At 70.6% G+C, this 23554-nt stretch carries 21 protein-coding genes and 1 pseudogene; 16 read left to right on the forward strand and 6 right to left on the reverse strand.

The genetic code is table 11. From position 1 onward, the window contains the following. Window positions 1–125: 125 nt before the first annotated feature. From AUC44_RS09410 to AUC44_RS09420, 3 genes are read right to left on the reverse strand one after another with little or no spacing between them, the layout of a single operon-like run. Window positions 126–413, reverse strand: coding sequence for a hypothetical protein (locus AUC44_RS09410; protein ID WP_157445269.1), 288 nt, complete (start codon window positions 411–413; stop codon window positions 126–128). A gap of 10 nt (window positions 414–423) precedes the next feature. Continuing rightward, on the reverse strand, window positions 424–1044 hold the full coding sequence (gene aat / locus AUC44_RS09415; protein ID WP_062158392.1) for a leucyl/phenylalanyl-tRNA--protein transferase: 621 nt from the start codon (window positions 1042–1044) through the stop codon (window positions 424–426). A 1-nt stretch (window position 1045) separates the two neighbouring features. Beyond that, window positions 1046–1474, reverse strand: coding sequence for a PaaI family thioesterase (locus AUC44_RS09420; RefSeq protein ID WP_062158393.1), 429 nt, complete (start codon window positions 1472–1474; stop codon window positions 1046–1048). Between the two features lie 207 nt (window positions 1475–1681). On the opposite strand from AUC44_RS09420, the gene recF reads away from it, so the two are divergent. The 7 genes from recF (at window position 1682) to AUC44_RS09455 (ending at window position 8904) form a co-directional block, all read left to right on the forward strand. Further along, window positions 1682–2770: a DNA replication/repair protein RecF gene (recF, locus tag AUC44_RS09425; protein ID WP_062158394.1), complete on the forward strand. Its 1089-nt coding sequence runs from the start codon at window positions 1682–1684 to the stop codon at window positions 2768–2770. A 47-nt stretch (window positions 2771–2817) separates the two neighbouring features. Then, window positions 2818–3627, forward strand: coding sequence for a DciA family protein (locus AUC44_RS09430; protein WP_062159775.1), 810 nt, complete (start codon window positions 2818–2820; stop codon window positions 3625–3627). A gap of 71 nt (window positions 3628–3698) precedes the next feature. Beyond that, window positions 3699–4376 (forward strand): MogA/MoaB family molybdenum cofactor biosynthesis protein, encoded by a 678-nt coding sequence (locus AUC44_RS09435; protein WP_062158395.1) that lies wholly within the window; start codon window positions 3699–3701, stop codon window positions 4374–4376. 13 nt (window positions 4377–4389) lie between these two features. Next, on the forward strand, window positions 4390–5145 hold the full coding sequence (locus tag AUC44_RS09440; protein WP_082689015.1) for a hypothetical protein: 756 nt from the start codon (window positions 4390–4392) through the stop codon (window positions 5143–5145). Between the two features lie 260 nt (window positions 5146–5405). Then, on the forward strand, window positions 5406–6896 hold the full coding sequence (locus AUC44_RS09445; protein WP_062158396.1) for a DEAD/DEAH box helicase: 1491 nt from the start codon (window positions 5406–5408) through the stop codon (window positions 6894–6896). A gap of 118 nt (window positions 6897–7014) precedes the next feature. Next, entirely contained in the window at window positions 7015–7782 is a 768-nt protein-coding gene (locus AUC44_RS09450; protein WP_062158397.1) for a hypothetical protein, read from the forward strand. 159 nt (window positions 7783–7941) lie between these two features. Beyond that, window positions 7942–8904 (forward strand): IS4 family transposase, encoded by a 963-nt coding sequence (locus AUC44_RS09455; RefSeq protein WP_062159777.1) that lies wholly within the window; start codon window positions 7942–7944, stop codon window positions 8902–8904. An 84-nt stretch (window positions 8905–8988) separates the two neighbouring features. On the opposite strand, the gene secA is transcribed toward AUC44_RS09455, so the two are convergent. After that, window positions 8989–11598, reverse strand: a complete 2610-nt coding sequence (gene secA / locus AUC44_RS09460) for a preprotein translocase subunit SecA (protein ID WP_062158398.1) — start codon at window positions 11596–11598, stop codon at window positions 8989–8991. Between the two features lie 162 nt (window positions 11599–11760). Between secA and AUC44_RS09465 the strand changes: the two genes are divergently transcribed. Next, window positions 11761–12216: a hypothetical protein gene (locus AUC44_RS09465; RefSeq protein WP_062158399.1), complete on the forward strand. Its 456-nt coding sequence runs from the start codon at window positions 11761–11763 to the stop codon at window positions 12214–12216. Between the two features lie 58 nt (window positions 12217–12274). Here AUC44_RS09465 and AUC44_RS09470 read toward each other — a convergent pair whose 3' ends face one another. Beyond that, on the reverse strand, window positions 12275–13441 hold the full coding sequence (locus tag AUC44_RS09470) for an amidohydrolase family protein (RefSeq protein ID WP_197408527.1): 1167 nt from the start codon (window positions 13439–13441) through the stop codon (window positions 12275–12277). An 86-nt stretch (window positions 13442–13527) separates the two neighbouring features. Then, the gene (locus AUC44_RS09475) at window positions 13528–14931 is read right to left on the reverse strand and encodes an MATE family efflux transporter (RefSeq protein ID WP_062158401.1); all 1404 of its coding nucleotides are present in this window, start codon (window positions 14929–14931) and stop codon (window positions 13528–13530) included. Between the two features lie 154 nt (window positions 14932–15085). Here AUC44_RS09475 and lysS point away from each other — a divergent pair, with 154 nt between their 5' ends. The 8 genes and pseudogenes from lysS to AUC44_RS17075 form a co-directional block, all read left to right on the forward strand. Then, entirely contained in the window at window positions 15086–16273 is a 1188-nt protein-coding gene (lysS, locus tag AUC44_RS09480) for a homocitrate synthase (RefSeq protein WP_062158402.1), read from the forward strand. A 58-nt stretch (window positions 16274–16331) separates the two neighbouring features. Next, complete coding sequence (locus AUC44_RS09485; RefSeq protein WP_062158403.1) at window positions 16332–17165, forward strand: PhzF family phenazine biosynthesis protein; 834 nt, start codon at window positions 16332–16334, stop codon at window positions 17163–17165. A 55-nt stretch (window positions 17166–17220) separates the two neighbouring features. Beyond that, complete coding sequence (gene rlmN / locus AUC44_RS09490) at window positions 17221–18264, forward strand: dual-specificity RNA methyltransferase RlmN (RefSeq protein ID WP_062158404.1); 1044 nt, start codon at window positions 17221–17223, stop codon at window positions 18262–18264. Between the two features lie 86 nt (window positions 18265–18350). Further along, the gene (locus tag AUC44_RS09495) at window positions 18351–19976 is read left to right on the forward strand and encodes a tetratricopeptide repeat protein (RefSeq protein WP_062158405.1); all 1626 of its coding nucleotides are present in this window, start codon (window positions 18351–18353) and stop codon (window positions 19974–19976) included. Then, window positions 19973–21046, forward strand: coding sequence for an SPOR domain-containing protein (locus AUC44_RS09500; RefSeq protein WP_062158406.1), 1074 nt, complete (start codon window positions 19973–19975; stop codon window positions 21044–21046). Before AUC44_RS09495 ends, AUC44_RS09500 begins: the two co-directional genes overlap by 4 nt. A 2-nt stretch (window positions 21047–21048) precedes the next feature. Next, the gene (locus AUC44_RS09505) at window positions 21049–21747 is read left to right on the forward strand and encodes a redox-sensing transcriptional repressor Rex (RefSeq protein WP_062158407.1); all 699 of its coding nucleotides are present in this window, start codon (window positions 21049–21051) and stop codon (window positions 21745–21747) included. Further along, window positions 21744–22388, forward strand: coding sequence for a hypothetical protein (locus AUC44_RS09510; RefSeq protein WP_157445271.1), 645 nt, complete (start codon window positions 21744–21746; stop codon window positions 22386–22388). Before AUC44_RS09505 ends, AUC44_RS09510 begins: the two co-directional genes overlap by 4 nt. A 1-nt stretch (window position 22389) precedes the next feature. Further along, window positions 22390–23541 (forward strand): annotated as a pseudogene (locus AUC44_RS17075) (Ig-like domain-containing protein); the annotation flags it as partial. Between the last annotated feature and the right edge of the window lie 13 nt (window positions 23542–23554).

Below are 23554 nucleotides of genomic sequence, written 5' to 3' on the forward strand. Positions count from 1 at the left end.
CCGGACGCGCAGCGCGGCCCGCACGATCACCCGCGTGGGCCACGGCAGGGGCGGGCCGGTGAACGTGGGACCCAAGGTCGCGTGGGCCTCGGTGCCCTGGAGTCTGCCAGGCCACACGGTCATCCTCACACGCCGCAGGGACCAGGGGAGGCGGCGCAGGTGAGGCTGGCGCCGCCGTCGGGTGAGGCGAGCGCGGCGGGCGGGGCCCAGGGGAGCCCTCTCGCCAGCAGCAGGGCGACGAGCAGCGTCACCGTTCCGGTGATCAGCAGGACGCGGCGCCGGAGGCGCCAGCGCAGCGCTCCCAGGGCCGACAGCGGGAGTACGAGCCCACCCACTGCAAGCTGTGCAGGCAGGGCAGAGCTGTACGAGATGATCACGCCTGTACTCGTCGCGGTGCCGGGTGGCGTGGTCATGGCGTCTCTCCTACAGCGTGGCGTCGGTGGTGAGGGCGGCCTGGAGTCGCCGGGTGTACTCGTCGGCGCCGATCTCGTAGACGCCGAGGGTCTGGAGGTGCGGGTTCTGGATCTGCGCGTCGAGGAGGGTGAACCCCCGGGCGTGCAGGTGGCCGGCGAGGCCGATGAGGGCGGCCTTGCTGCCGTTGGTGACGCGGTGGAATTTGCTCTCGGCGATGAACGCGCCGCCCAGCGCGAGGCCGAGGACGCCGCCCGCGAGTTCCCCATCTCGGTACGCCTCGAAGGAGTGGGCGAGGCCTGTGTCGTGCAGGTGGCCGTAGATGGCGGTGAGGTCGTCGCTGATCCACTCGCCGTCGCGGGGGGGGCTGCCGGGCAGTAGGCCGCGGCACCCGGCGAGGACAGCGTCGAAGTTGGTGTCCACGCGGTAGGTGAAGTGCCGCAGGTCGCGTTTCAGTCGGCGGGCGACGTGCAGGCCGCCTTCCTCGGTCAGGGGCACGATGGCGCGCTCCTCGACGCTGTAGAACTGCACGCCGTCCCCGTTGTCCATCAGGAACGCGCCCTGCGCGTAGGCGCGGGCGACCTGCCGGGTCAGGGGGTCGGGGTGGGTCAGCCAGGGCTGGGCGGCGGGCACCTCAGCGGGGGTACAGCACGGCCTGCGTGCAGCGGAACAGGGCCATGAGTTTGCCGTCCGGCGCGCGGACCTCGGCGTCCCAGACCTGGGTGGTGCGTCCGGCGTGGACGCTCCGGGCCTCGCAGGTGACGGTGCCCTCGCGGGCGGTGCCGAGGTGGTTGCTCTTGAGTTCGATGGTCGTGAACGACTGCGCGCCCTCGGGCAGCAGGATGCGGGTGCCGTAGCCACAGGTCGTGTCGGCCAGCGCGACAACAGTCGCGGCGTGCAGGAAGCCGTTCGGGGCAAGCAGTTCGGGCCGCACGGTCAGTTCGCTGCGCAGCAGTCCCCGCTCGGCGTGCGTGAAGCGGATGCCGATCAGGCCGGGCAGGTGGCCGGCGCCGAACGCGGTCAGGTCGTCCGGGCTGGGGACGGGACGGGGGGTGGTGGTCATGCGGCCCAGCGTACCCTGCCCGCCCGCGCGAATTGGGGGGAGGCTTCCGCGCGGTTTAGAGCAGTTCTGCGAATTACGGCGTCAGGGCAAAGGACGCCTGACGCCTCCATTCTTCGTCCTGCTCCGCCACATTCACTCGCTTCGCTCGGTCATGAAGACCTTATCTTCATGACAAATGCTTTAGTCCGCGTCGCCTAGAATGGGAGGGTGCGTCTGGATTCGCTGTCCACCCTGAATTACCGGAATCTCGCCCCGTGTACCTTGCTGTTCCCGGCGGGCGTGACCGGGGTCTTCGGGGAGAACGGCGCGGGCAAGACGAACCTGCTGGAGGCGGCGTTCCTGGCCCTGACCGGCCTGACGGACGTGACGCGCCTGGAGCAGCTGGTGCAGCAGGGCGAGACCGAGGCGTACGTGCGGGCGGACCTGGAGAGCAGCGGCAGCCTGAGTGTGCAGGAGGTCGGGCTGGGGCGCGGGCGGCGGCAGCTGAAGGTGGACGGCGTGCGCGTGCGCACCGGGGACCTGCCGCGCGGGAGCGCCGTGTGGATCCGTCCGGAGGACAGCGAGCTGGTGTTCGGGTCGCCGTCGGGGCGGCGGGCGTTCCTGGATTCGCTGCTGTCGCGCCTGAGTGCCCGCTACGCGGAGGTCCTGTCGCGGTACGAGCGTACGGTGTCACAGCGCAACGCGGCCCTGCGCGGCGGTGAGGAATGGGCGATGCACGTCTGGGACGAGTCCCTGGTGCGCCTGGGGACCGAGATCATGACGGTGCGCCGCCGCGCGCTGGTGCGCCTGAACGAACTGGCGGCCGAGGCGAACGCCGCGCTGGGCAGCCGCAAGAGCCTGACGCTGAGCCTCGCGGAGTCCACCACGCCTGAGGCCTACGCGCAGGATCTCGCGTCGCGCCGCGCGGAGGAACTCGCGCGGGGCAGCACCGCGACCGGCCCGCACCGGGACGATCTGGTGCTGACGCTGGGGGACTTCCCGGCCAGCGAGTACGCCAGCCGCGGCGAGGGCCGCACGGTGGCGCTAGCGCTGCGCCGCGCGGAACTGGAACTCCTGGCGGAACGCTTCGGCGAGCGGCCCGTGCTGCTGATCGACGACTTCTCGGCGGAACTCGACCCGGGGCGGCGGGCGTTCCTGCTGGACCTGGCAGCCAGCGTCCCGCAGGCGATCGTGACGGGCACCGAGCGCGCCCCCGGCGCGGCCCTGACCCTGCGCGCGCACGGGGGCCGCTTCACGCCGGAGGTCACCGCTGAACCTCTGCCCGGGGAACCGCTGGCCGAGGAGGTGCGCGCGTGACCCGCCGGGGGCGGCGCATGAGCGGCCCGCTGCGGCTGGGGGACCTGATGGGGGCCACGCTGGGCAGCGCGAAACTCACGGGCGGCATCCAGCGGGCGCGGGCGATCCTGCTGTGGCCGCAGGCGGTCGGCCCGGAAATCGCGCGGATCACGCGGCCCCGCACGCAGCAGGGCGGCACGCTGTTCATCGAGGTGCGTGACAGCGCCACCGCGCACCACCTCAGCATGCAGCGGCACCACTTCCTGAAGGCCCTGAACGCCCTGCTGCCCGACGCGCCCCTGACCGAGCTGCGTTTCGGGGTGGGCACCGTGCGCGAACCGACCGCGCCGGTGGCGGTGGCGCCGCTGCCCGCTCCGGACCGCGCCCGCGCACGGGAACTCGTGCAGGACGTTCCGGACGACCTGAAGAGTGCCGCGCTGCGCGCCGCCGAGGCGATCACCCGCGCGCGCAAGTGGCGCGAGGAACAGGGCTTCCGGCCCTGCCCGGTGTGCGGGGAGGCCAGCCGCGAGCAGCCCTGCCGCGCCTGCACGCTGACGCTGGACGACCCGAACGTGCGCCGCGCCGCCAGGGCGCTCATGCGCCACCCCGAGCGGCTGGAGGGCCTGCGCGACACGCTGGGGAACAGTGGCGTGCAGGCCGCGCGGTTCCTGGCGCTGCGGCAGCTGGAGGAACAACTCGAGCTGCTGGCGCTGGAGTGCGTCCGCAGTGGCGAGGGCGGCGGGTACCAGGGGTTCCTGGCCGAGCAGGCGGCGCTGTACCTGACGCTGCTCCTCAGCCGGCCCCGCGCCGCCCTGAAACGCAGTGACCGCGCGTACCTGCCCGAGCGGGTGCGGCACGTCCTGAACGCCAGCGACTGACCCGTCCCGCCCGGCGGAATGCTGGCGCAGGTGCCTGTGCATCGCGCGCGCCGCCCACTATCCTGAAGGGCATGACCGACGCCCCGGACGGCACGCCCACCCCCTCCCCCGTTCAGCCCGGCGGTTCGGCCGGTTCGCACCGTGAGGCCTCGCCCCGGCGGGTGCGGGTGGCGATCCTGACGGTCAGCGACACCCGCACGCCCGAGACGGACACCAGCGGGCAGTTCCTGCGCGCCGAGATCGAGGCGCAGGGGCACGAGGTCGTGGCGTACCGCGTCGTGAAGGACGACGCCGTGCAGATCCGCTCGGCCCTCGTGGCGTTCACGCGCGAGGCGACCGTCGTGATCTCCAGCGGCGGCACCGGCATCACGGGCCGCGACGTGACCGTGCCGGTCGTGGAGAGCCTGATCACCAAACCCATCCCCGGCTTCGGCGAGCTGTTCCGGATGCTCAGCTACCAGCAGGTGGGCGGCGCGGCCATGCTGTCACGCGCCGTGGCCGGACTGGTGCGCGGCGCGGTGGTGTTCGCCATGCCGGGCAGCCTGAACGCCGTGCAGACCGCCTGGAACGGCATCCTGAAGGACGAGCTGGGTCACCTCGCGTTCGAGGTGGAACGCCACGGGCAGCCGGGCGTCCTGACCCCGCCGCCCCTCCCCGGGCCGGACGCCCCGGCGCCACCCCCGATGCCCGGCGCGGGGGGCGGCGTGGCCGCCGGCCTGGGCCGCCACAAGAAAGGCGGGAGCCTGTGACCCCGGGGCGCACGTGGACAGCCTGAGCCTGCCGCTGGCCGTCACGCTGGCCGTCCTCGCCGCGTACTGGCTGGGCCGCGTGATCCGCGCCGCCCGCATGCGCCTCGCGCCGCGCGTGACGTACTGGGCCGCCCCGGGCCTGGGCGCGCTGCTGCTGGCGCCGATGCTGGACGTCCCCGCCCTGTTCGGCGTGGGCGCGGGCCTGATGCTGCTCGCCGAGTACTGGCCGCAGGCGTTCGTGCCGACCCGCACCCGCCCCAGTCCCGGCTGGCCGTTCGTGGTGACCCTGCTGGGCACCGGCCTGGGCGTGAACGTCCTGCGCGGCAGCACCGACCCCTGGATCACGGCGGTCAGCGCCGCGCTGCTCCTGGCGGGGCTGGCGGGCCTGCTGGCCGCCGCCGCGTATCGCCCCTGGCCGGTCACGCCGGCCCTGACCTTCGCCGCGCGCTGGAAGACCGTCACCACGCCCGACTGGCCGGAGCTGACCGTCACCCTCAGCGAGCGCGGCGCGCACCTACGCAACGTGTCGGGCCGCGCGCTGCGCATGGCCGGCTGGTCCCCTGCCGGACTGAACGCGTGGTACCCCGTCCGCACGCCCGCCGGGGAGGCCGTGCAGGAACTCGCCGCCGGGCAGGAGGCCCTGCTGCCCGTCCACGGGCACGACCACGGGGTGCGCGTCTGGTACGCCCCTGCACGCGGCGAGGCCACCCACCTGTTCCGCGCCGACTGGACCCCCACGGCCCACGCCGAGGACCGCGTCCTGAACTGAACCCGAACTGGGGACTGGCCCGGAACGCCGCCCGGCAAACAGAGCGGGCGGCGTTCTGGCGGACGGGTCGTCCGACCGGAAGACCTGAATCGTCACCCCGTGATTTGCCCTGTGGCCCCCCCGCGTGGCAGGATGACGGGTCACGCGCTCAGCGCGACCGGGCCAGGTCGGCCCACCGGGCACGCCCCGCCTCTCAAGCCTCACCTCAAGACACGGCCCCCGCCCCCACCTGTGCGGCGTGCAGGCCGACAGGATCACCCATGACCCAGCACACCCGCGCGCCCCGCCGCGCCAGCAGCACCTCCGCCGCCAGCACCGCCCCCGCCCCCACCGTGCGCGACTGGCAGACCCTCCTGGGCGACCGCACGCCCACTCCCGTGCAGGCGCAGGCGATTCCCGCCCTGCTGGACGGCCGGGACGTCATCACGACCGCCCGCACCGGCAGCGGCAAGACCCTCGCGTTTCTGATCCCCGCCGCCGCGCGCGGCATCGGCATGCGCCCCACGCGCGGCATGCAGCCCGAGGCCCTGGTCATCACGCCCACGCGCGAACTCGCCGTGCAGATCCGCGACGTCGCCACCGAACTCGGCATGACCGCCGGGCGCATCACGGGCGGCATCACCCCCGGGCAGACGACCCGCGAGGCGACCGGCAAGGGCCTGATCACCGGCACGCCCGGCCGCCTGAAGGACCTCATCGGGCGCGGCGAGCTGCGGCTGAACAACCTGCGCTACGTCGTCCTCGACGAGGCCGACGAGCTGCTCTCGCTGGGCTTCCTGCGCGACGTGGGTGACATCCTGCGCCACGCCCGCGACCAGCAGCCGCAGGGCCGCACGCTGCAGATCGCCATGGCCTCCGCCACGTTCCCCGCCGAGATCCGCGACGTCGCGCAGCGCTTCATGCACGACCCCGCGCGCATCGACGTGGCCCCCACCCCCGGCGCGGACGCCACCGGCGACATCCTGGGCGGGGTCAGCACCGCCACGCACCTCCTGCACCACACCACCAAGGACGCCCTCCTGACCGACGCGGCCCGGCACACCCGCGCCGCGCTGAAAGAACCCGGCGGCTGCGTCGTGCTGTTCAGCCGCACCAAACACCTCGTCAAGCGCCGCGCCCAGCACCTCGGCGACCTGCTGCCCGGCGAGCAGGTCAGCCCGCTCGAAGGGAACATGGACCAGAAGAAGCGCGAGCGCACCATGCAGGCGCTCCGTGACGGGCAGTCCCGCATCCTGGTCGCCACCGACATCGCCGGACGCGGCATTGACCTGCCCGAGGTGCGCCTCGTGATTCACCTGGACGTCGCCGCCACCGCCGAGGATCACGTGCACCGCTCGGGCCGCACCGCCCGCGCCGGACGCGACGGCACCAACCTGATCCTCCTGGCGCCCGAACAGCGCGCCCTGTGGCAGGGCATCCGCCGCAAGCTGCCCGCCGCGCTGCAACCCCCCGCCACGCCCGAGGAACGCCAGATCGACCCCGAAGTGCAGGAAAAACGCGGCCAGGGTCGCGGGCAGGGCCAGAGTCAGGGTCGCGGCGGACAGCCGGGCCGGGGCGCCGGACAGCAGCCGCGCAGCGCGCAGGGCGGCAGCCAGGGCCAGCGGCAGGGGGCTCCCCGTCAGGGCCAGCAGGGCGGTGGGCGCAGCGAAGGGCGCCCGCAACGCAGTGAGGGCCGTCCCCAGCAGCGCCAGGACACCCCGGGGACCGGCGCCGGCCGCGTCGGCCCGCAGCGCCCCAAACGCCGCCGCTGAGCAGCCCCACAGCGCCCCAGTCGAACGAGGACTGGGGCGCTGATTTTCTCATTTCCTCTTCCAGCAGAGCACCTGCGCCGCATGCCGACGACCGGCTGTGATACATCCTGAACATCCCATGATGCGCCGCACCATCCTCCTGTGTACCCTGCTCGCGACCTCCGCTCACGCCGCGCCGAGTGGCTTCATCGGGCAGTCCGTCTTCACTCTCTCCCGACAGCTCCTCCAGCTGCCCCCGGACCAACCCCAGTTGGACGCCGTCTGCGATGAGGGTGTCCGGATCGCCCTTCAACCGGACCACACGACAGCACAGACCTGGCCCCAGCTCAGCCAGACGAAATGGGTCCTGCCCAAGGTCTACGAGGACGGTCGGTACACCATCCGTCTGCACGGCGCACCCGAACAGATACTGGTCAGTTGCTACATGGAAGCCCTGCGCCTACAGAAGCTCCAGGCAGAGGGCCGATTCGATCCGGCCATTCACCGATTCGGACCCCTGACCCGCGCACCCCTGATTCTTGATGTACAGGGACCCGGACCGGATGACACCACCTACGCTCTCGCCTCACTCAGCGCGCGGCTCATGAACGACGCGGGTGACGAAGTGTGGATCAAGACGTTCTCCGGACTGAACACGGCCCAGCCCACCTGGGACACCCCGAACAAGGAACGGTACTGGCCTCTCAAGGCCCACTTCAATCTCATCGACCGGGAGTCCGACGAGCGCACACGCGCCGCATTTCAGCAGGCCACCCTGCTCCGACTGGTCCTGGCCTACATGGATGACCAGATCATCCTGGACTTCGACCAAGTAATCGCGAGACAGCTCTGTACCGGACATCTTCAGGTTGAGGCTGTGCTGGACGCAAAATTCCTGAACGTATGATCGGTCGCGAATCGGCACAACAAACGGCGGTGTTTTGGGTGTGTGACCATCCCAGAACCCGCCGATCTCCAGCGTACTGAACTCACCCGCCATTTCAAAGCCTGCGTGCCCTTCCTGCGCCACGACACGCTGCAGCGTGTCGTGGACGTGATCTTCGCGATGGTGACCGCGAGGAGCGTGAACCAGAGTGACCTGTGCGCCCACCTGCCTGGGGCACGCTCCCTCGACGCGAAGAAACGCCGGGTGGAACGAGGGTGCCGGGATCCCCAGCTGACCGGACCGGTGTTCCTGGCCTTCCTGCTGGCCCTGCTGCCCCCTGGGAAACTTCTGCTCAGCATGGACCGGACGACCTGGGAGCGTGGCGAGTCGCCCCTGAACCTCTTGGTCCTCGGCGTCGTGTTGCACGGGTACACGGTGCCGCTCGTCTGGACCGCTCTCGATCACGACGGCAACAGCGGCACGGTCCGGCGCATCCAATTGGTCTCACGACTCCTGAAGGCCCTTCCAGCGGGCCGCTGGAAGGGCCTGGTCGCTGACCGGGAGTTCATCGGTGGGGAGTGGTTCCGCTTCCTGAGGCGCAAGGGCATCAAACGGGCCATTCGCATCCGAAAGAACGCTGTGGTCGACGAGCTGCGCGTGGACGCGTGGTTCGGTGATCTGAAGGTTGGAGAAGTCCGGTGCATGGCTGAGAAGGCGTACGTCTACGGTGAGGTGATGCAGGTCGTGGCCACCAGGTCCCCTGCGGGGGACCTGGTGGCCATTGCCACAGATTTCAGCGTGTGGGACACCTGCGTGCTGTACCGGGCTCGCTGGTCGGTAGAGTGCACGTTCGCGAGCCTCAAGGTCCGCGGGTTCGATGTGGAGCGGACCGGCATCACCCGCCCGGACCGGCTGGAACGTCTGTTCGGGCTGGTCGTCCTGGCCTGGATCAGCTGCCTCAGGGTGGGCGTGTGGCTCCAGGCGCAGGTTCCGGTCAAGGTGAAGGCTCATGGCCGGGCGGCCATGAGCCTCGTGCGGTACGGCGCGGAGCGGCTGTGCCATGCCCTGCGGTGGAATCTCCCCGAGTTACCCGCACTGATCAGGCTGCTGAGCACGCCATTTCACGCGCCAGGCGCGGCTTGAAGGCAAGATGTCCGGTACAGAGGCGAGACAGCAAAGACGCGCACTCCCGTTCCCAGGAGTGCGCGTCTCGTTTTGTTCTCTGTCTTACCCGGCCTGGCCGAACTGCATGCGGAAGACGAATTTGGTGACGTCGGCTTTGAGGTTGTCGATCATCTCGTTGAACATGGTGGTGGCTTCGAACTTGTATTCGGTGAAGGGGTCGCGCTGGCCGTAGCCGCGCAGGCCGATGCCCTGGCGCAGGACGTCCATGCCGTGCAGGTGTTCTTTCCAGAGCTGGTCGACGACCTGCAGGATGACGTAGCGCGAGAGGCTGTTCATCATGGTGGGGCTGAGTTCTTCCTTGCGGGTGTCGAAGGCGTCGGCGACGGCGGCCAGCAGGGTGTCCTGCGCCTCGGCGGGGGTCTTGCCCCGCAGGCTCTCGAAGTCGAAGCTTTCCAGCTGGGGGACGGCGTCGGTGACGGCGGCGCGCAGTCCGTCGATGTCCCAGTTCTCGTGGCTCTGCTCGATGGGCAGGTGCGTGGCGAGCTGGTGGTCGATGAAGTCGGCGATCATGCCTTCGGTGCTCTCCTCGACGTCCGCGTCGGGTCCGAGAAGCACCTCGCGGCGCTGGGCGTAGACGGTGTCGCGCTGTTTGCTCATGACGTTGTCGAATTCGAGGAGCTGTTTGCGGGTGCTGAAGTTGCGGTCCTCGACGCGCGCCTGGGCCTTCTCGATGGCGCCGGTGACCATCTTGGCCTCGATGGGCTGGGTGTCGTCCATGCCGAGGCGGTCCATCATGGCGACGACGCGATCGTTGGCGAACAGGCGCATCAGGTCGTCCTCGAACGACACGTAGAAGCGGCTGGAGCCGGGGTCGCCCTGGCGGCCGGCGCGGCCGCGCAGCTGGTTGTCGATGCGGCGGCTCTCGTGGCGTTCGGTGCCGATGATGTGCAGGCCGCCGAGGTCCTTGACGCGCTGGCGGTCGGTGAGGGTGTCGGCCTGAAGCCCGATGGCCTGGCGGATGAAGTCCTCGTTCATGCCGGGAATCTGCATGCCGATCTGCATGGCGTCAGGGTCCTGGCGGCTGATGGCCTTGATGAATTGCTCGACTTCGGGCACGTAGCGGCTCAGGCCGAGCTGCTGCTCGATGGCCTCCCCGAGGATGAATTCGGCGTTGCCGCCGAGCATGATGTCGGTGCCGCGGCCGGCCATGTTGGTGGCGATGGTGACGGTGCCCGAGCGGCCGGCCTGCGCGACGATGCTGGCCTCCTGCGCCTCGAATTTGGCGTTCAGGACGCTGTGCTGGATGCCCGCCTGGGTCAGCAGGTCGCTGAGCTGCTCGCTGGTGACGATGCTGGCGGTCCCGATCAGGACGGGGCGGCCGGTGGCGTGCATCTCGCGGACCTCCTGCACGACGGCGTTGTACTTGCCCATCTTGGTGCGGTAGACGAGGTCCTCGGCGTCCTTGCGCTGCACGCCCTTGTTGGTGGGGATGACCAGGACGTCGCTGCCGTAGATGTCGAGGAATTCCTTTTCCTCGGTCTTGGCGGTGCCGGTCATGCCCGCGAACTTGTTGTACAGGCGGAAGAAGTTCTGGTAGGTGATCGTGGCGAGCGTCTGGTTCTCGTTCTCGATCTTGACGCCTTCTTTCGCTTCGATGGCCTGGTGGAGGCCCTCGCCGTAGCGGCGGCCGGGCATGCTGCGGCCGGTGAATTCGTCGATGATGATGACCTCGCCCTCGGCGTTGACGATGTAGTCCTTCTCGCGGTGGTACAGTTCGCGCGCGCGGATCGCCTGGGTGATCATGTGCGCCTTGTCCATATTGTCCGGGCTGTACAGGTCGCTCAGGGACAGCAGGCGCTCGATCTTGCTGATGCCGCCTTCCGTGATGTGCACCTGTTTACCCTTCTCGTCGATGGTGTAGTCGCCGGTGGGTTCGGTGCGCACGCCGGGCTCGGCCGGTTCGCCCTTCTGGAGGCGGCGGATGAGTTTGGCGTACACGTAGTAGAGGTCGGTGGCCTTCTCGGCGGCGCCGCTGATGATCAGGGGCGTGCGGGCCTCGTCGATGAGGATCGAGTCCACCTCGTCCACGATGGCGAAGTTCAGGGGGTGGTCGGCGCGCAGGGCGAGGGCCTCGCGGCTCTGGGCCATGTTGTCACGCAGGTAGTCAAAGCCCAGTTCGCTGTTGGTGACGTAGGTGATGTCGCAGGCGTACGCGGCCTGTTTCTCGTGGGGCTGCATCTCGCGGCTGGCGAGGCCCACGGTGAGGCCGAGCGTGCGGTACAGCAGGCTCATTTCCTCCATGCCGACCCGGGCGAGGTAGTCGTTCACGGTCACGAGGTGGCAGCCGCGCCCCTGAAGGGCGTTCAGCGCCAGGGCCAGCGTGGCGACGAGGGTTTTGCCCTCACCGGTGCGCATCTCCGCGATACGGCCCTTGTGCAGGGCGTAGCCGCCGATGAGCTGCACGTCGTAGTGGCGCTTGCCGATGGAACGGCGTCCGGCCTCGCGGATCAGGGCGAAGGCGGGGACGACGACGTCGTCGAGGGACTCGCCGCCTTCCGTGACGCGGCGGCGCAGATCCATGAAGGCAGCGGCGAGATCTTCGACCTTCTTGGTCTCTTCTTCCAGCGCGCCCACAGGCTGCACGATCGTCTTGATGATCTGCGCAACGTCGCGCTGGTTGTTATCGAACATTTTGTTCAGGACACGGAACATGACAAGCGAGTATAACGCGCGGGCCGGGCGCGGCGCGGCGTGATTTCAGTGAGGGGCACGTAAGCAACTTGAGCGGTTTTCGCTCAGGGAGCATGAACGTCCGCTCCATGCGCGGTGAAGGGGGCAGGCGCGTCACTCATGCGCGGCCCTTATCCTGCGCCCATGAACCTGAAAGTCCTGCCTGCCCTGCTGGCCCTGCCGCTGCTGGGCGCCTGCGCGCCCCTGGCCTCCCTGCTCGCGAACTCCGAGACCGAGGGGCCCAGGCCCCGCACCGCCGGCCCGCTCACGGTCGGGCAGACCTGGACGGTCAGCGGGCCGGTGGACGGCGGGACCGTCACGCAGTCGGTGAACATCACCGATCTGGTGGACGTCGCCGACGGCACCGCCAGCGTGAACGGCCGCGATCAGGCCGACGCGTTCAGTACGGGCCGCGCGGGCTTCACCATCGCCACGTACGACGGTGTCCGCCGCACCCTGCGCTTCGACTGGATCGGCGAGAACGGGGCGGCCTACACCTGCCGCATCACCACCCTGCTGTCCCAGCCGTACCAGGGTGAACTGACCCTGAAGACGGGGGGCCGCACGGCGACCGGCACCTGCTCGGCTGTCAGCAACTGACCGTCACGGGGGGAGGGGGCGACCGAGCCGCACGCCGGTCGCCCCCTCCCCTGCCGGGTCACCAGCGGTAGCGCTCGTCCCACGCCTCGCCCCGGCGGATGAAGGGCGCGCGGGTCCCGAGCACGCGGTGCCCGCCCTTCACGGCGGCGCGCACGATCACGCGCGGGTCGAGCCCCGGGTGCACTTCTTGCGCGAAGGCGACGTCCTCGCGCACGTCGAGGTTTCCCCCGCTGGCGACGGAATCGGTGCCCAGCGCGACCTCCACCCCGGCCGCCGCGAAGGCCGCCCAGGGGAACACGCCGCAGTCCAGGTGGTGGTTGCTGCGCGGGCAGGTCACGACGGCGCTGCCGGCCCGGGCGACCCGCGCGATGTCGTCCGGGGTGACGTTCACCATGTGGATCAGCGTGGGTTTCGCGTTCAGGACGCCCAGTTCGTCCAGGTAGCGTACGGGGGTCAGGTCGGGCTCCGGGGCGCGGCCCATGACCTCCGCGAAGGTGTCGGGGTACAGCGCGGCCAGCCGGTTGTCCCAGATGGGTCCGCCGCCGCGCGTGTACAGGTCGTGCTCGGCGGGGTGCTCGGCCACATGGATCTGGAGGGGCAGGCCCTCCCCGGCGGCGTAGTCGCACAGCAGCCGCATCAGGCGATGGCTGACGGTGTGCGGCGTGTGCGGGGACAGGCCCACGCGCGGCCCGCCGGGACGCTCCTGCGCGCGCCAGCCCTCGATCCGTTCGCGCACGGTCCGGAAGATCTCGTTGGCCTTTTCTGGGAAGGTACCCAGCACCTCGTAGTACAGGACGCCGCTCAGGTCCTCACGGGGCAGCAGGGTCTCCATCACGTCCGGGGCGTGCATGTACACGATGTCGCCCACGCCGCCCGCGCCCAGCCCGGCCAGGGTGTCCGCGCCGTGCCGGGCGGCCTCGGCGCTGCGTTTCTCGCGCTGGGGCACGACCACCTCGGGAATCCAGCGGAAGTACGGCAGGGCCGTGAACTCGTACGTGCTCATGTCCAGGTGCGTGTGGGCGTTCACGGGCGGCGGCGCGATCACGGACCCCGCGCGTTCCTCCCGCGCGTGGGGATACGCGGCACGCAGCGTATCCGGGTGCCCGGTCGCCGCGACCGTCCCGCCCACCACGACCACCCCGCCGGGACTCTGCGCGCCGCCCATGCCGGTGTACAGCACGTCGCAGGTGAGCAGGCGGGGCGTGTGCGGGTCGCTGTGGGTCATGCGCGCCATGCTACGCCGCGCGTGCGGGACAGACGGACCGCGCCGCGCGTGCAGGACACGGCGGCGCGGAGGGGCTGAGCCCGGTTTCAGTGGGCGGTCACTTCCTGGCCCTGCTGGTCGCGGGCGAGTCTGTCCCAGTCGATGCGGCGGCGCCGCCATTCGAAGATCAGGACCTTCACGACTTCTTCCGCGCCGCGGGCGAGGAACACGCCCCAGACGCCCAGCGGTGAGTAGAGGCCCAGGCCGATGGCGAGGGGCAGGCCGACGACGAACGCGCCGACGACGTCGCCGATGATGACGCCCTTGCCGTCGGCCGCGCCGGGGAGGACGCCGCCCCCGATGATCATGTTCCGGACCTTGAAGATCTGGAAGGCGGCGCTGATCAGGATGCCGATCAATGCGATGTGATGCACGTCGCTGCCGACGCGCGGGAACAGCGCGGGGACGATCAGGGCGCTCAGGGCGTACAGCAGCCCGAAGCCCAGCCCGGTGACGAGTCCGGCGCGGCTGATGCGCCCCAGCCACAGCTGCGCGGCAGTCGCGTCCCCGGCGCCCAGCGAGCGGCCGATGAAGACGGTGGCGGCGCTCATCAGGCCGAACGAACCCACGATGAAGATGCCTTCCAGCGTGCCGACGATCTGGCTGGCGGCCAGCGCGGCGGTGCCGACGCGGGCGTACACGGCGGCGTACAGGAACCCGCCGAGGCTCCAGGCGAACTCGGTAAACGCAATGGGCGCGCTGATGGTCAGCAGCGGCGCGGCGATGGACCGCCAGGCGTCCCGGGCGGGCAGGGTGAGCGCGGCGAGGTGGCGCGGGCCGTAGATCTGGTAGGCGAGCAGGGCGGTCTTGAGGATGTTCGCGAACACCAGCGCCCAGGCGGCGCCGACCACCCCGAGTTGCGGGAGGGGGCCGACGCCGAACACGAGGCCGTACGCCAGCAGGCTCTCGACGATGACGGTGATGACGGTGGCGACCAGGGGGGTGCGGGCGTGCCCGAGGGAGCGCAGGGCGCCGCTGAGGATCCAGGCGAGGCTGCCGGGGATCAGGGCGAGCATGCTGACCTGCATGTAAGGGGTGGCGGTGCGGGTGACGGCGTCCTCGCCGCCCGCGAGGCTCAGGAGGGGTCCGGCGAGCAGCACGACCGGGAGGGTCAGGAGGGCCGCGGCGAGCACGCTGGTGACGACGCTGACGGTCAGCGTCTGGTTCACGCCGGGCCGGTCGGCGGCGCCGTGGCGGCGGGCGACGAGGATGCTGGTGCCGCTGCCCAGGGCGCCCAGGGTGACGAAGAACAGGAAGCCCAGGCTGCCGCTGAGGCCGACGGCGGCGACGGCAACCGCGCCGAGCGTGCCGACGATGATCTGGTTGATGAAGGTCAGGACGAGCTGGATGACCATTTCCAGGCTGACGGGGACGGCGATGCTGGCGATCTCGCGCGCCGGGCTCTTGATCGATTCAGTTGGGGGTGGGGTGGGGGCCGTGACGGCTGACATGCCTCCACCCTACACGGCGCGGGTCAGCGGGGCATCCGCCAGGTGGCGCAGTCCAACCCCCTCTCGCCCATCTTTTCATTTGTGAACCAATCTGCGATTTTTCTTGACATTTATCAATCACGGCAGGCAGAATGCCCCTCAAGAGGCAGCCCCCATGACCCAGGACCCCAGCGTGACCACCGACCACCCCGCCCCTCTGATCCCCGCGACCTCGTGGGCGATCATCGACTCCACCCTGCGGGAGGGCGAGCAGTTCGCACGCGGGAACTTCAAACAAGGCGACAAGATCGAGATCGCCCGGGCGCTCGACGCCTTCGGGGCCGAATTCATCGAGGTCACCACCCCGATGGTCAGCGCGCAGACCCACGCGGACATCCGCCGCCTGACCAGCCTGGGGTTGAAGGCCAAGTTCCTGACGCACGTCCGCTGCCACATGGACGACGTGCAGCGCGCCGTGGATACCGGCGTGGACGGCCTGGACCTGCTGTTCGGCACCAGTTCGTTCCTGCGGGAATTCAGTCACGGCAAGAACATCGGGCAGATCATCGACAGCGCCCAGCAGGTCATCAGCTGGATCAAGACCCACCACCCGGACCTCCAGATCCGCTTCAGCGCCGAGGACACCTTCCGCAGCGAGGAAGCCGACCTGATGGCCGTGTACAGGGCCGTCTCCGACCTGGGCGTGCACCGCGTCGGCCTGGCCGACACCGTCGGCGTCGCCACGCCCCGGCAGGTGTACACGCTGGTCCGCGAGGTGCGCAAGGTCATCCATGCCGAGTGCGGCATCGAATTCCACGGGCACAACGACACGGGCTGCGCCGTCAGCAACGCCTACGAGGCCGTCGAGGCGGGCGCCACCCACATCGACACGACCATCCTCGGGATCGGGGAACGCAACGGCATCACGCCGCTCGGCGGCTTCCTGGCCCGCATGTTCACCTTCGACCCGCAGGGCCTGATCGACAAGTACAACCTCGACCTGCTGCCGGAACTCGACCGCATGATCGCCCGCATGGTGGACCTGCCGATTCCCTGGAACAACTACCTGACCGGCGAATTCGCGTACAACCACAAGGCCGGGATGCACCTGAAGGCCATCTACCTCAACCCCGGCGCGTACGAGGCCATCCCGCCCGGCGTGTTCGGCGTGGGCCGCCGCATCCAGGCGGCGAGCAAGGTCACGGGCAAGCACGCCATCGCCTACAAGGCCCGCGAACTGGGCCTGCACTACGGCGAGGACGCCCTGCGCCGGGTCACGGACCACATCAAGGCGCTGGCCGAGCAGGACGAACTGGACGACGCCCACCTGGAACAGGTGCTGCGCGAGTGGGTCAGCGCCTGAGGCGGCCCGTGCAGATCACCCGCCCACCCCGCCCGGGACGCTTCGGCACAATGCCCGCATGACCCCCGACCCGACCGCCGCCGCTCCCGTCCTGTACCGAGCCCTGTCCGATGGGGGCGTGGGCGGCAAGCGCGTGGCGGTCTTTCTGGACGGCGGCGATGAGCAGGCGCGGGCCGAGGCGGCCGGCGCGCCGCTGAGCGTGTTCGTGCAGGCTGCCGACCCGACCGGATTGAGGCTGCGGGTCTTCACGCCCACGCGCGAGAAGGGCAGCAGCGACAGCGCCGCCATCGCCGCGCTGAGCGCCCTCCACACGCGAGCGGGTCTGCTGGACGTCGTGGAGGTCACGCAGGGCGACCCGGAAGCGGGGGGCGAGGTCCAGAGCGCGCAGCTGTGCGGCGGCGAGTGGGTGCTGCGCCAGGGCCTCGCCACGGCGCGGGAGGTGCAGGCGGACCTCTCCCCCACCGGGCTGGCCGGGCTGGCGGCGTGGGTGGGCAGCACGGGCCGCCCGAATCTGGTCGCAGAGCTGCCCTCGCTGGCGGCACTGGACGCCTTCATGCCGGACGACGCGGCGATCAGCGGGGTGAACCGCGCCACCGACACGACGGGCCTCGTCCTGTACACCCTGGGCGGCCCCGGGCGGGTGGACGTGAGCTTCCGGGCGTTCGGTCCCCTGAAGGGCTTTACCGAGGACGCCGCGAGCAGCAACATGCTGGCTTGCCTGATCGGCGTGCTGGGCCGGCGCGGACAGCTGCCGCAGGACGCGAACCTGCTGCGGGCCGCGCAGCGCCGCCCCGGGCACCCCGCCCGGCTGACCGCGCAGTTCGCGCCGCTCTCGGGCGGGGTGGAAGTCTGGGTGGGCGGCCGCGCTACCCCGGCGGGCGCGGCGCCCTGAGCGCAGCATGAAGACCCTCACGGAGCGGGTGGGGCCTGACCTTTAGACTGCTCCCATGGAGCTTTTACTCGACCTTCACCCCGACGCCTACCCCCTGGAGGGCTTCCGGCGTCGGCAGCTGCTCGACTGGGTCTTCGGGCAGGGCGCCGGCACCTTCGACGCCATGACCAACCTGCCCGCCCCCACCCGGCAGGAGCTGACCGCCAGCTACCTGCTCAATCCCTTCAAGCTGATCGAGACGGTCCGCAGCGCCGACGGCAGCGTGAAGTACCTCTTCACCCTGCAGGACGGCCGGCAGATGGAAGCGGTGTACATGCCGTACCTCGACCGCAAGACCATCTGCGTGTCCACCATGGTGGGGTGCCCGGCGCGGTGCGCCTTCTGCGCGACCGGCGCGATGGGCTTCGGGCGCAACCTGACCCCCGGCGAGATCGTGGCGCAGGTCCTGGCCGTCGCCGGCGGCGAGGACATCGCCCCGCGCGAGATCCGCAACCTGGTGTTCATGGGCATGGGCGAGGCCATGCTCAACTACGACAACACCATGCTCGCCGCGCGCATCCTGCTGCACCCCGAAGCGCTGGGCATGAGCAAGCGCCGCGTGACGCTCTCCACCGTGGGCATCGCCAAGGGCATCCGCCGCCTGGCGACCGAGGACGACCTGGGCATCAAGCTGGCGATCAGCCTGCACGCCCCGGACGAGGACACCCGGCGCCGGATCATCCCGACCGGGCAAGTGAACTCCATCGAGGAGATCATGAGTGCCGCCCGCGAGTACCAGGACGTCACGGGCCGGCGCATCACCATGGAATACACCATGCTGCGCGGCATCAACGACCACCTCTGGCAGGCCGAGCTGCTGGCCGAACTGCTGCGCGGCCTGGTCAGCCACGTGAACCTGATTCCCATGAATCCCTGGCCGGGCTCGGACTTCGAGAGCAGCACCGAGGAGCAGATCCAGGCCTTCTACGACCTGCTCGAATCGCGCGGCGTGGACGTCAGCGTGCGCCGCTCGCGCGGTCGCGACGCGGGGGCCGCGTGCGGTCAGCTGGCCCTGAAGCGACCCGGCGCGGTGGGGGGGCAGGGCAGCGGCGCCGCCTGAGCGTTCATGCAGTCAGATGAGTAAGGGTTACGAGAGAGGTTAATGCTACGCTACAGGCGTTTCCGAAACGTCAGGAGGCCAATAAGGTGACACATACACGTACCGTTCTGCTGGGACTCACCCTGGCCCTCGTCTCACAGGGCGCGGCGCAGACCATGCTGGAGACGGCCACCACCATCGGCGTGCAGAACACCCTGCAGTCCATCGGCACGCCCACCATGCCCAAGGTCAACCTGCCCGCGCCGGGGACGACCGGCGCCGCACCCTCGACCGCCACGACCCCGGCGACCGCCGCGGCTGTACCCACCGTGACCGTCACGCCCCTCACGGCCGACCAGCAGGTCCTGCTGGGACAGGCGCGCGCCGCCTACCAGGCCGGCACGCTGCCCGAGGCCCGGCGCCTGTACGAGACGCTGGTGACGCAGAACTACACCAATCCGGCCCCGCACTTCGGGCTGGCCCTGACCCTCTTCGCCCAGAATGACGACAAGGGCGCCGCCTTCGAACTGCAGCAGTTCGCGGCGCTGGCCCCGGACCGCTTCGAAGGCCCCTACAACCTGGGCGTGATCGCCACCCGCGCCGGCCGCCACGACGAGGCCCTGACCCTCTATGCCCAGGCCGCCGGCCTCATGAAGGACCAGGCGGGACCCGCGGCGCAGCGTCAGGTGCTCGAGGCGCTGGCCGCCGAGCAGACCCGCAAGGCGGACTTCGCGGCGCTGAGCACCACCCTGGCCGCCGTCAGCGCCATCGACCCGCAGGATCTCGACGTGCAGTACCGGCTGGCGCAGGCGCGCACGCTCAGCGGCCAGGGCGCCGCCGCGCTGCCCGGCGTCTACGCCCTGCTGCAGAGCGCCCCGGACCGCGTGGACGCCGCCCTGCTGCTGGCCGACATCTACGTCGCCCAGGGCCTGCCGGAGCGTGCGCTGCGCGAACTGGACGCCGCCGGCCCCCGCGTGAAGACCGGCGACGACCGCGCCACCCTGCTGCTGCGCCGGGCCGACCTGCTCGCCCAGACCGGCGACACCCGCGCCGCCGTGTTCGCCGCGCAGGCCGCCACCCGCGAGGCGCCCAAGAACGCCGTCGCCTACGCCCGCGAGGGCGAGCTGCGCGCCGCGCGCGGTGACCGTCCCGGGGCCCTGACCGCCTACCTGAACGCCGTGAAGCTCGCGCCGCAGAGTGCCGCCTACCGCGCCGCACTGGCCGGCGTGCGCCTCACCCTGGGCGACAACGTCCAGGCGCAGGCCGACGCCGCCCGCGCCCTGACGCTGCGTCCCGACGACGCCACGCTTGCCCGCGCGCTGTTCGTGCAGGGGGTCGCCGCCTACCGCCGGGGGCAGTACGCGCAGGCCCGCGCCGCCCTGACCTCCAGTCAGACGCGGGCGCCCAGCGCAGACACGGCGCTGTGGCTGGGCCTGAGCGCCTACGCGGCCCGTGACTACGCGGCCGCCGCGAGCGCCCTGGCCGAGAGCGTGAAGCTCAACCCCACCCCTACCGCCCGCGTGAACCTGGGCAGCGCGCTGCTCGCCAGCGCCCGCTACGCCGAGGCCGAGGCCGTCCTGCGCGGCCTGGTCAGCGAGAATCCCAGGAACGCCGAGGCGTGGTATCTGCTGGGCCTCAGCCAGCGCGCCCAGGCCCGCGAAACCGACGCCCGCACCTCGCTGAAGGCGGCGGCGGCGCTGGGCAACGCCCGCGCGCAGGAGGCCCTGAAATGAGCCGGGCCAGTACCCGCCGCTGGCCCGACGTGATGATCGGCACCCTGGTCGTCCTGCTGCTGGGCGGCTTCGGGACCCTGCTGCTGCGCCCCCAGGCCAGCGCGCCCGTCAGCGCCGACGAACCCCAGCCGGCGACCACCGCGACCAGCCCGGTCCCCGGCATCCCCGGCGCGCCCGGCACGACCAGCGACGATGCAGTCGCCGCCCCCGTGACGGCCGCGCCCACCACCACGCAGCCGGCGACCGGCACCGACACCGGCGCAACAGCCGACGCTCCGGCCACCCCGGCCCCTGAAACGACAGACGCACCCGTCATCGCCGCCGCGCCTATCGGCACCCCGGATCCGGCCCTGACCGGCCAGCCCGAGTCCCCCACCACGGCCACGCCCGGCACGGAAGCCACCCCGGCCGCTGAACAGCCGGACGCGGCCGCCCCAGGGACACCCACCCCGAGGACCGGCGGCGCGGTGCCCACGAGCGAGCAGCGCACGCCGCTGCGCAGCGACTACCGCATCACCCTCGGCACCTTCAGCAGCGTGGGCGCCGCACAGACCGCCGCGCAGGGCGTCAGCGCACTCGGCTACGCCGTCTACCCCATTGACCTGGGCAGTCAGGTGGTCGCGCAGGTCGGGCCCTTCGCCGACGAGACCAGCGCCCGCGAGGCCCTGGCCGACGTGCAGCGGGCCTACCCCGGCGCGGTCCTCTACCCCCCCAGGAACCGCAGCCTGAGCAGCGCGGCCACCCCGGCGACCGCGACCCCCTCCCAGACGGAACAGGCGCAACCCGAGCCGACGCCAGCGGCCACCCCCGCCGACCGCGCCGGCGACACGGCCGCCAGCCCCGCAGCCACCAGCACAGAACCCACCTACCTGCAGGTCGGGGCCTTCGACCGCCTGGAAAGCGCGCAGAACCTCGTGCAGCAGCTGCGCGACCTGGGCTACAACCCCACCGTGAACGCCCCGGCCGGCAAGAAGGTCACCGTGCTCGTCGGCCCGTACACCGGCGATCCGCTCACGCGGACCGAGGCGCGCCTCGGGCAGAACGGCCTCCAGTCCTTCCGGGTCCGCTGACCGTGGCTGAAATTCCCACTGCGGCCATCAGCCGCCTCGTCACCTACCTGCGCATTCTCGAACAGCTCGAACTTCAGGACGTCAGCCGCACCAGCAGCACGGATCTCGCCGAGCGCGCCGGCGTGACGGCCTTCCAGGTCCGCAAGGATCTCGCCTATTTCGGGCGCTTCGGCACGCGCGGCATGGGGTACACCGTCCCCATCCTCAAGCGTGAACTCGTGCGCGTCCTGGGCCTGAACCGCACCTGGAACGTCGTGATCGTCGGCGTGGGCCGCCTGGGTCAGGCCATCGCCAACTACCCGGGCGCCAGCGACTACCAGTTCCAGTACGTGGGTCTGTTCGACGTCAACCCGGATCTGGTGGGCACCCAGGTGCGCGGGCTGACCGTCCAGCACCTCGATGCGCTGCCCGCCTTCACGCAGGCGCAGCCCGTCGACATGGGCTTCCTGGCCGTGCCGCCGGACCGCGCGCAGGACGCCGCACAATCGCTTGCAGACGCTGGCGTGAAAGGTATCCTGAATTTCGCTCCCACCGTGATTCAGCCCCGCACCATCGAGCGCCCCGGGTTCAGCGACCTCAGCGACGAGTGGCGCGGCGTGATCGTGGAGAACGTCGATTTCCTCGCCGGCATGAAACGCCTCGCCTTCTACATTCTCAACCCCCACCTGAAAGACGCCCCCACCCCGGAGGACCCCGCATGAAGAAATTAGCCGCACTCGCCTTACCGCTCGTCCTTGCCGCCTGCGGGCAACAAAGCGTGAATATCGGCCAGGGCTTCCAGATGACCCCCTCCTTCGACGGCGCGACCGTAGCCGCCAACGTGGTCAACGTGTACGCCAAGAATGCCGACGGCAGCCGCGGCGCCTACCTGGGCAGCCAGGTCAAGAGCTACACCGTCACCCAGGGCCGCCTGAACGTCGCCGTGCGGGAGGGCAGCCTGGGCATGACCGTCAAGCAGGTGAACGTGAAGTACACCGACGCCTCCGGCAATCCCTTCGGCGGCGAGTACAGCACCTTCAACGTCTCCTCCGCCTTCAACATCCCCGAGGGTTTCGTGTGTCCTGACGGCACCAATACATGTGATTTCACCCAGAAGAAGGCGCAGAACGTCCTCTTCAGCAAGACCGAGGATCTGTACCAGCTGAGCGAACAGATCGCCATCGCCGCAGCAGACACCTGCGTGGACGGCTCGACCGTCGTCGGTACGTCGGCCGCCTGCGCCGAGGTACGCATGAACATCACCCTGAGCGGCACCGATAGCCTTGGCGCGCCGCGCACGATCAACATTCCCCAGGCACAGGTGCGGGTCTACGTGAGTACCGTCACCGACGAGGTCCGCTGATATGAAGACTGCCCGCAATCCCCTCCTGCTCCTCCTGACCGGCACCCTGGTCGCCTGCGGCGGTGGCACCACGCCCGCGGCCACCAACACCCCCCCCAGTGTCAGCGTCAAGTCCGACGGCCGCGCCATCACCACCAGCACCTACCTGCGCAGCGGCAGCGCCGTGCAGATCGCGGCGACCGATCCGGACGTGGGCGGCAGCATCACCAAGGTCACCTACGCCATCGACGGCGGCGCCCGGGTCTCGCTGACCCCGGCGGCCAGCATCACGCTGCCCGTCGGGAACCTGCGCGGCGGTCAGCACGAACTGGCCGTGGACGCCACCGACAATCAGAACGCCACCACCAGCATCAAGGTGCCCTTCCTGATCGACGCGGCGGCCCCCACCATCACACAACTGACCCTGAACGGTCAGGCCGCCGCCTCCACCACCACCTACACCGTCGGGGACGCCGTCCTGCTGGATATCGCCGCGCGTGATACCCGCGGCGACGCGGCCAACACCACCGGGCCCATCGCTGCGATCCGCGTCTACGAGAACGGCAGCCTGGTGAAATCCGGCAGTGGCGGCACCCTGAACGTCGACCTGAGCAAGACCGCCGCCGGCGCGGCGCGCGCCGCCGGCACCTCGGTCATCACGGTGGAGGTCGAGGACAGCGTCGGCTACGTCACCACCCGCACCCTGACCCTGACCTTCAATGCTGGCACCGACAACGGCGGCGCCGTGGCGCCGACCTTCACGTGGCTGAGTCCTGCCAGCGACTTCGTCAAGGGTGGCGGCAGCGTCACCCTGCGCGCCACCGCGACCCGCAACGGGCAGGATCTGAGCAGCCAGATCGTGTACACCGCCACCTGCGGCACCATCAGCGGCAACGTGTGGACCCTGGGTGCCGACTGCGCCGACGGCAGCAAGCAGAGCGTGACCGCCACCGTCACCGACGGCGGCCGCAGCTTCAGCAGCCCCGCCCGGGTCATCACCGTGGACGCCAGCGATCCCACCGTGCAGATCACCAGCCCCCAGCAGGGCCAGAGCTTCACGCAGAACCCCATCAAGATCTCGGTCACCGGCACCGACGCCGTCAGCGGACTGGACCGCATCCTCGTGGAAGCCAGCAGGGACGGCGGCGCCAGCTACACGCAGGTGGGCGTGGTCACGGCCGCCAGTG

The sequence above is a fragment of the Deinococcus actinosclerus genome (assembly GCF_001507665.1).
GTDB classification, from domain to species: domain Bacteria; phylum Deinococcota; class Deinococci; order Deinococcales; family Deinococcaceae; genus Deinococcus; species Deinococcus actinosclerus.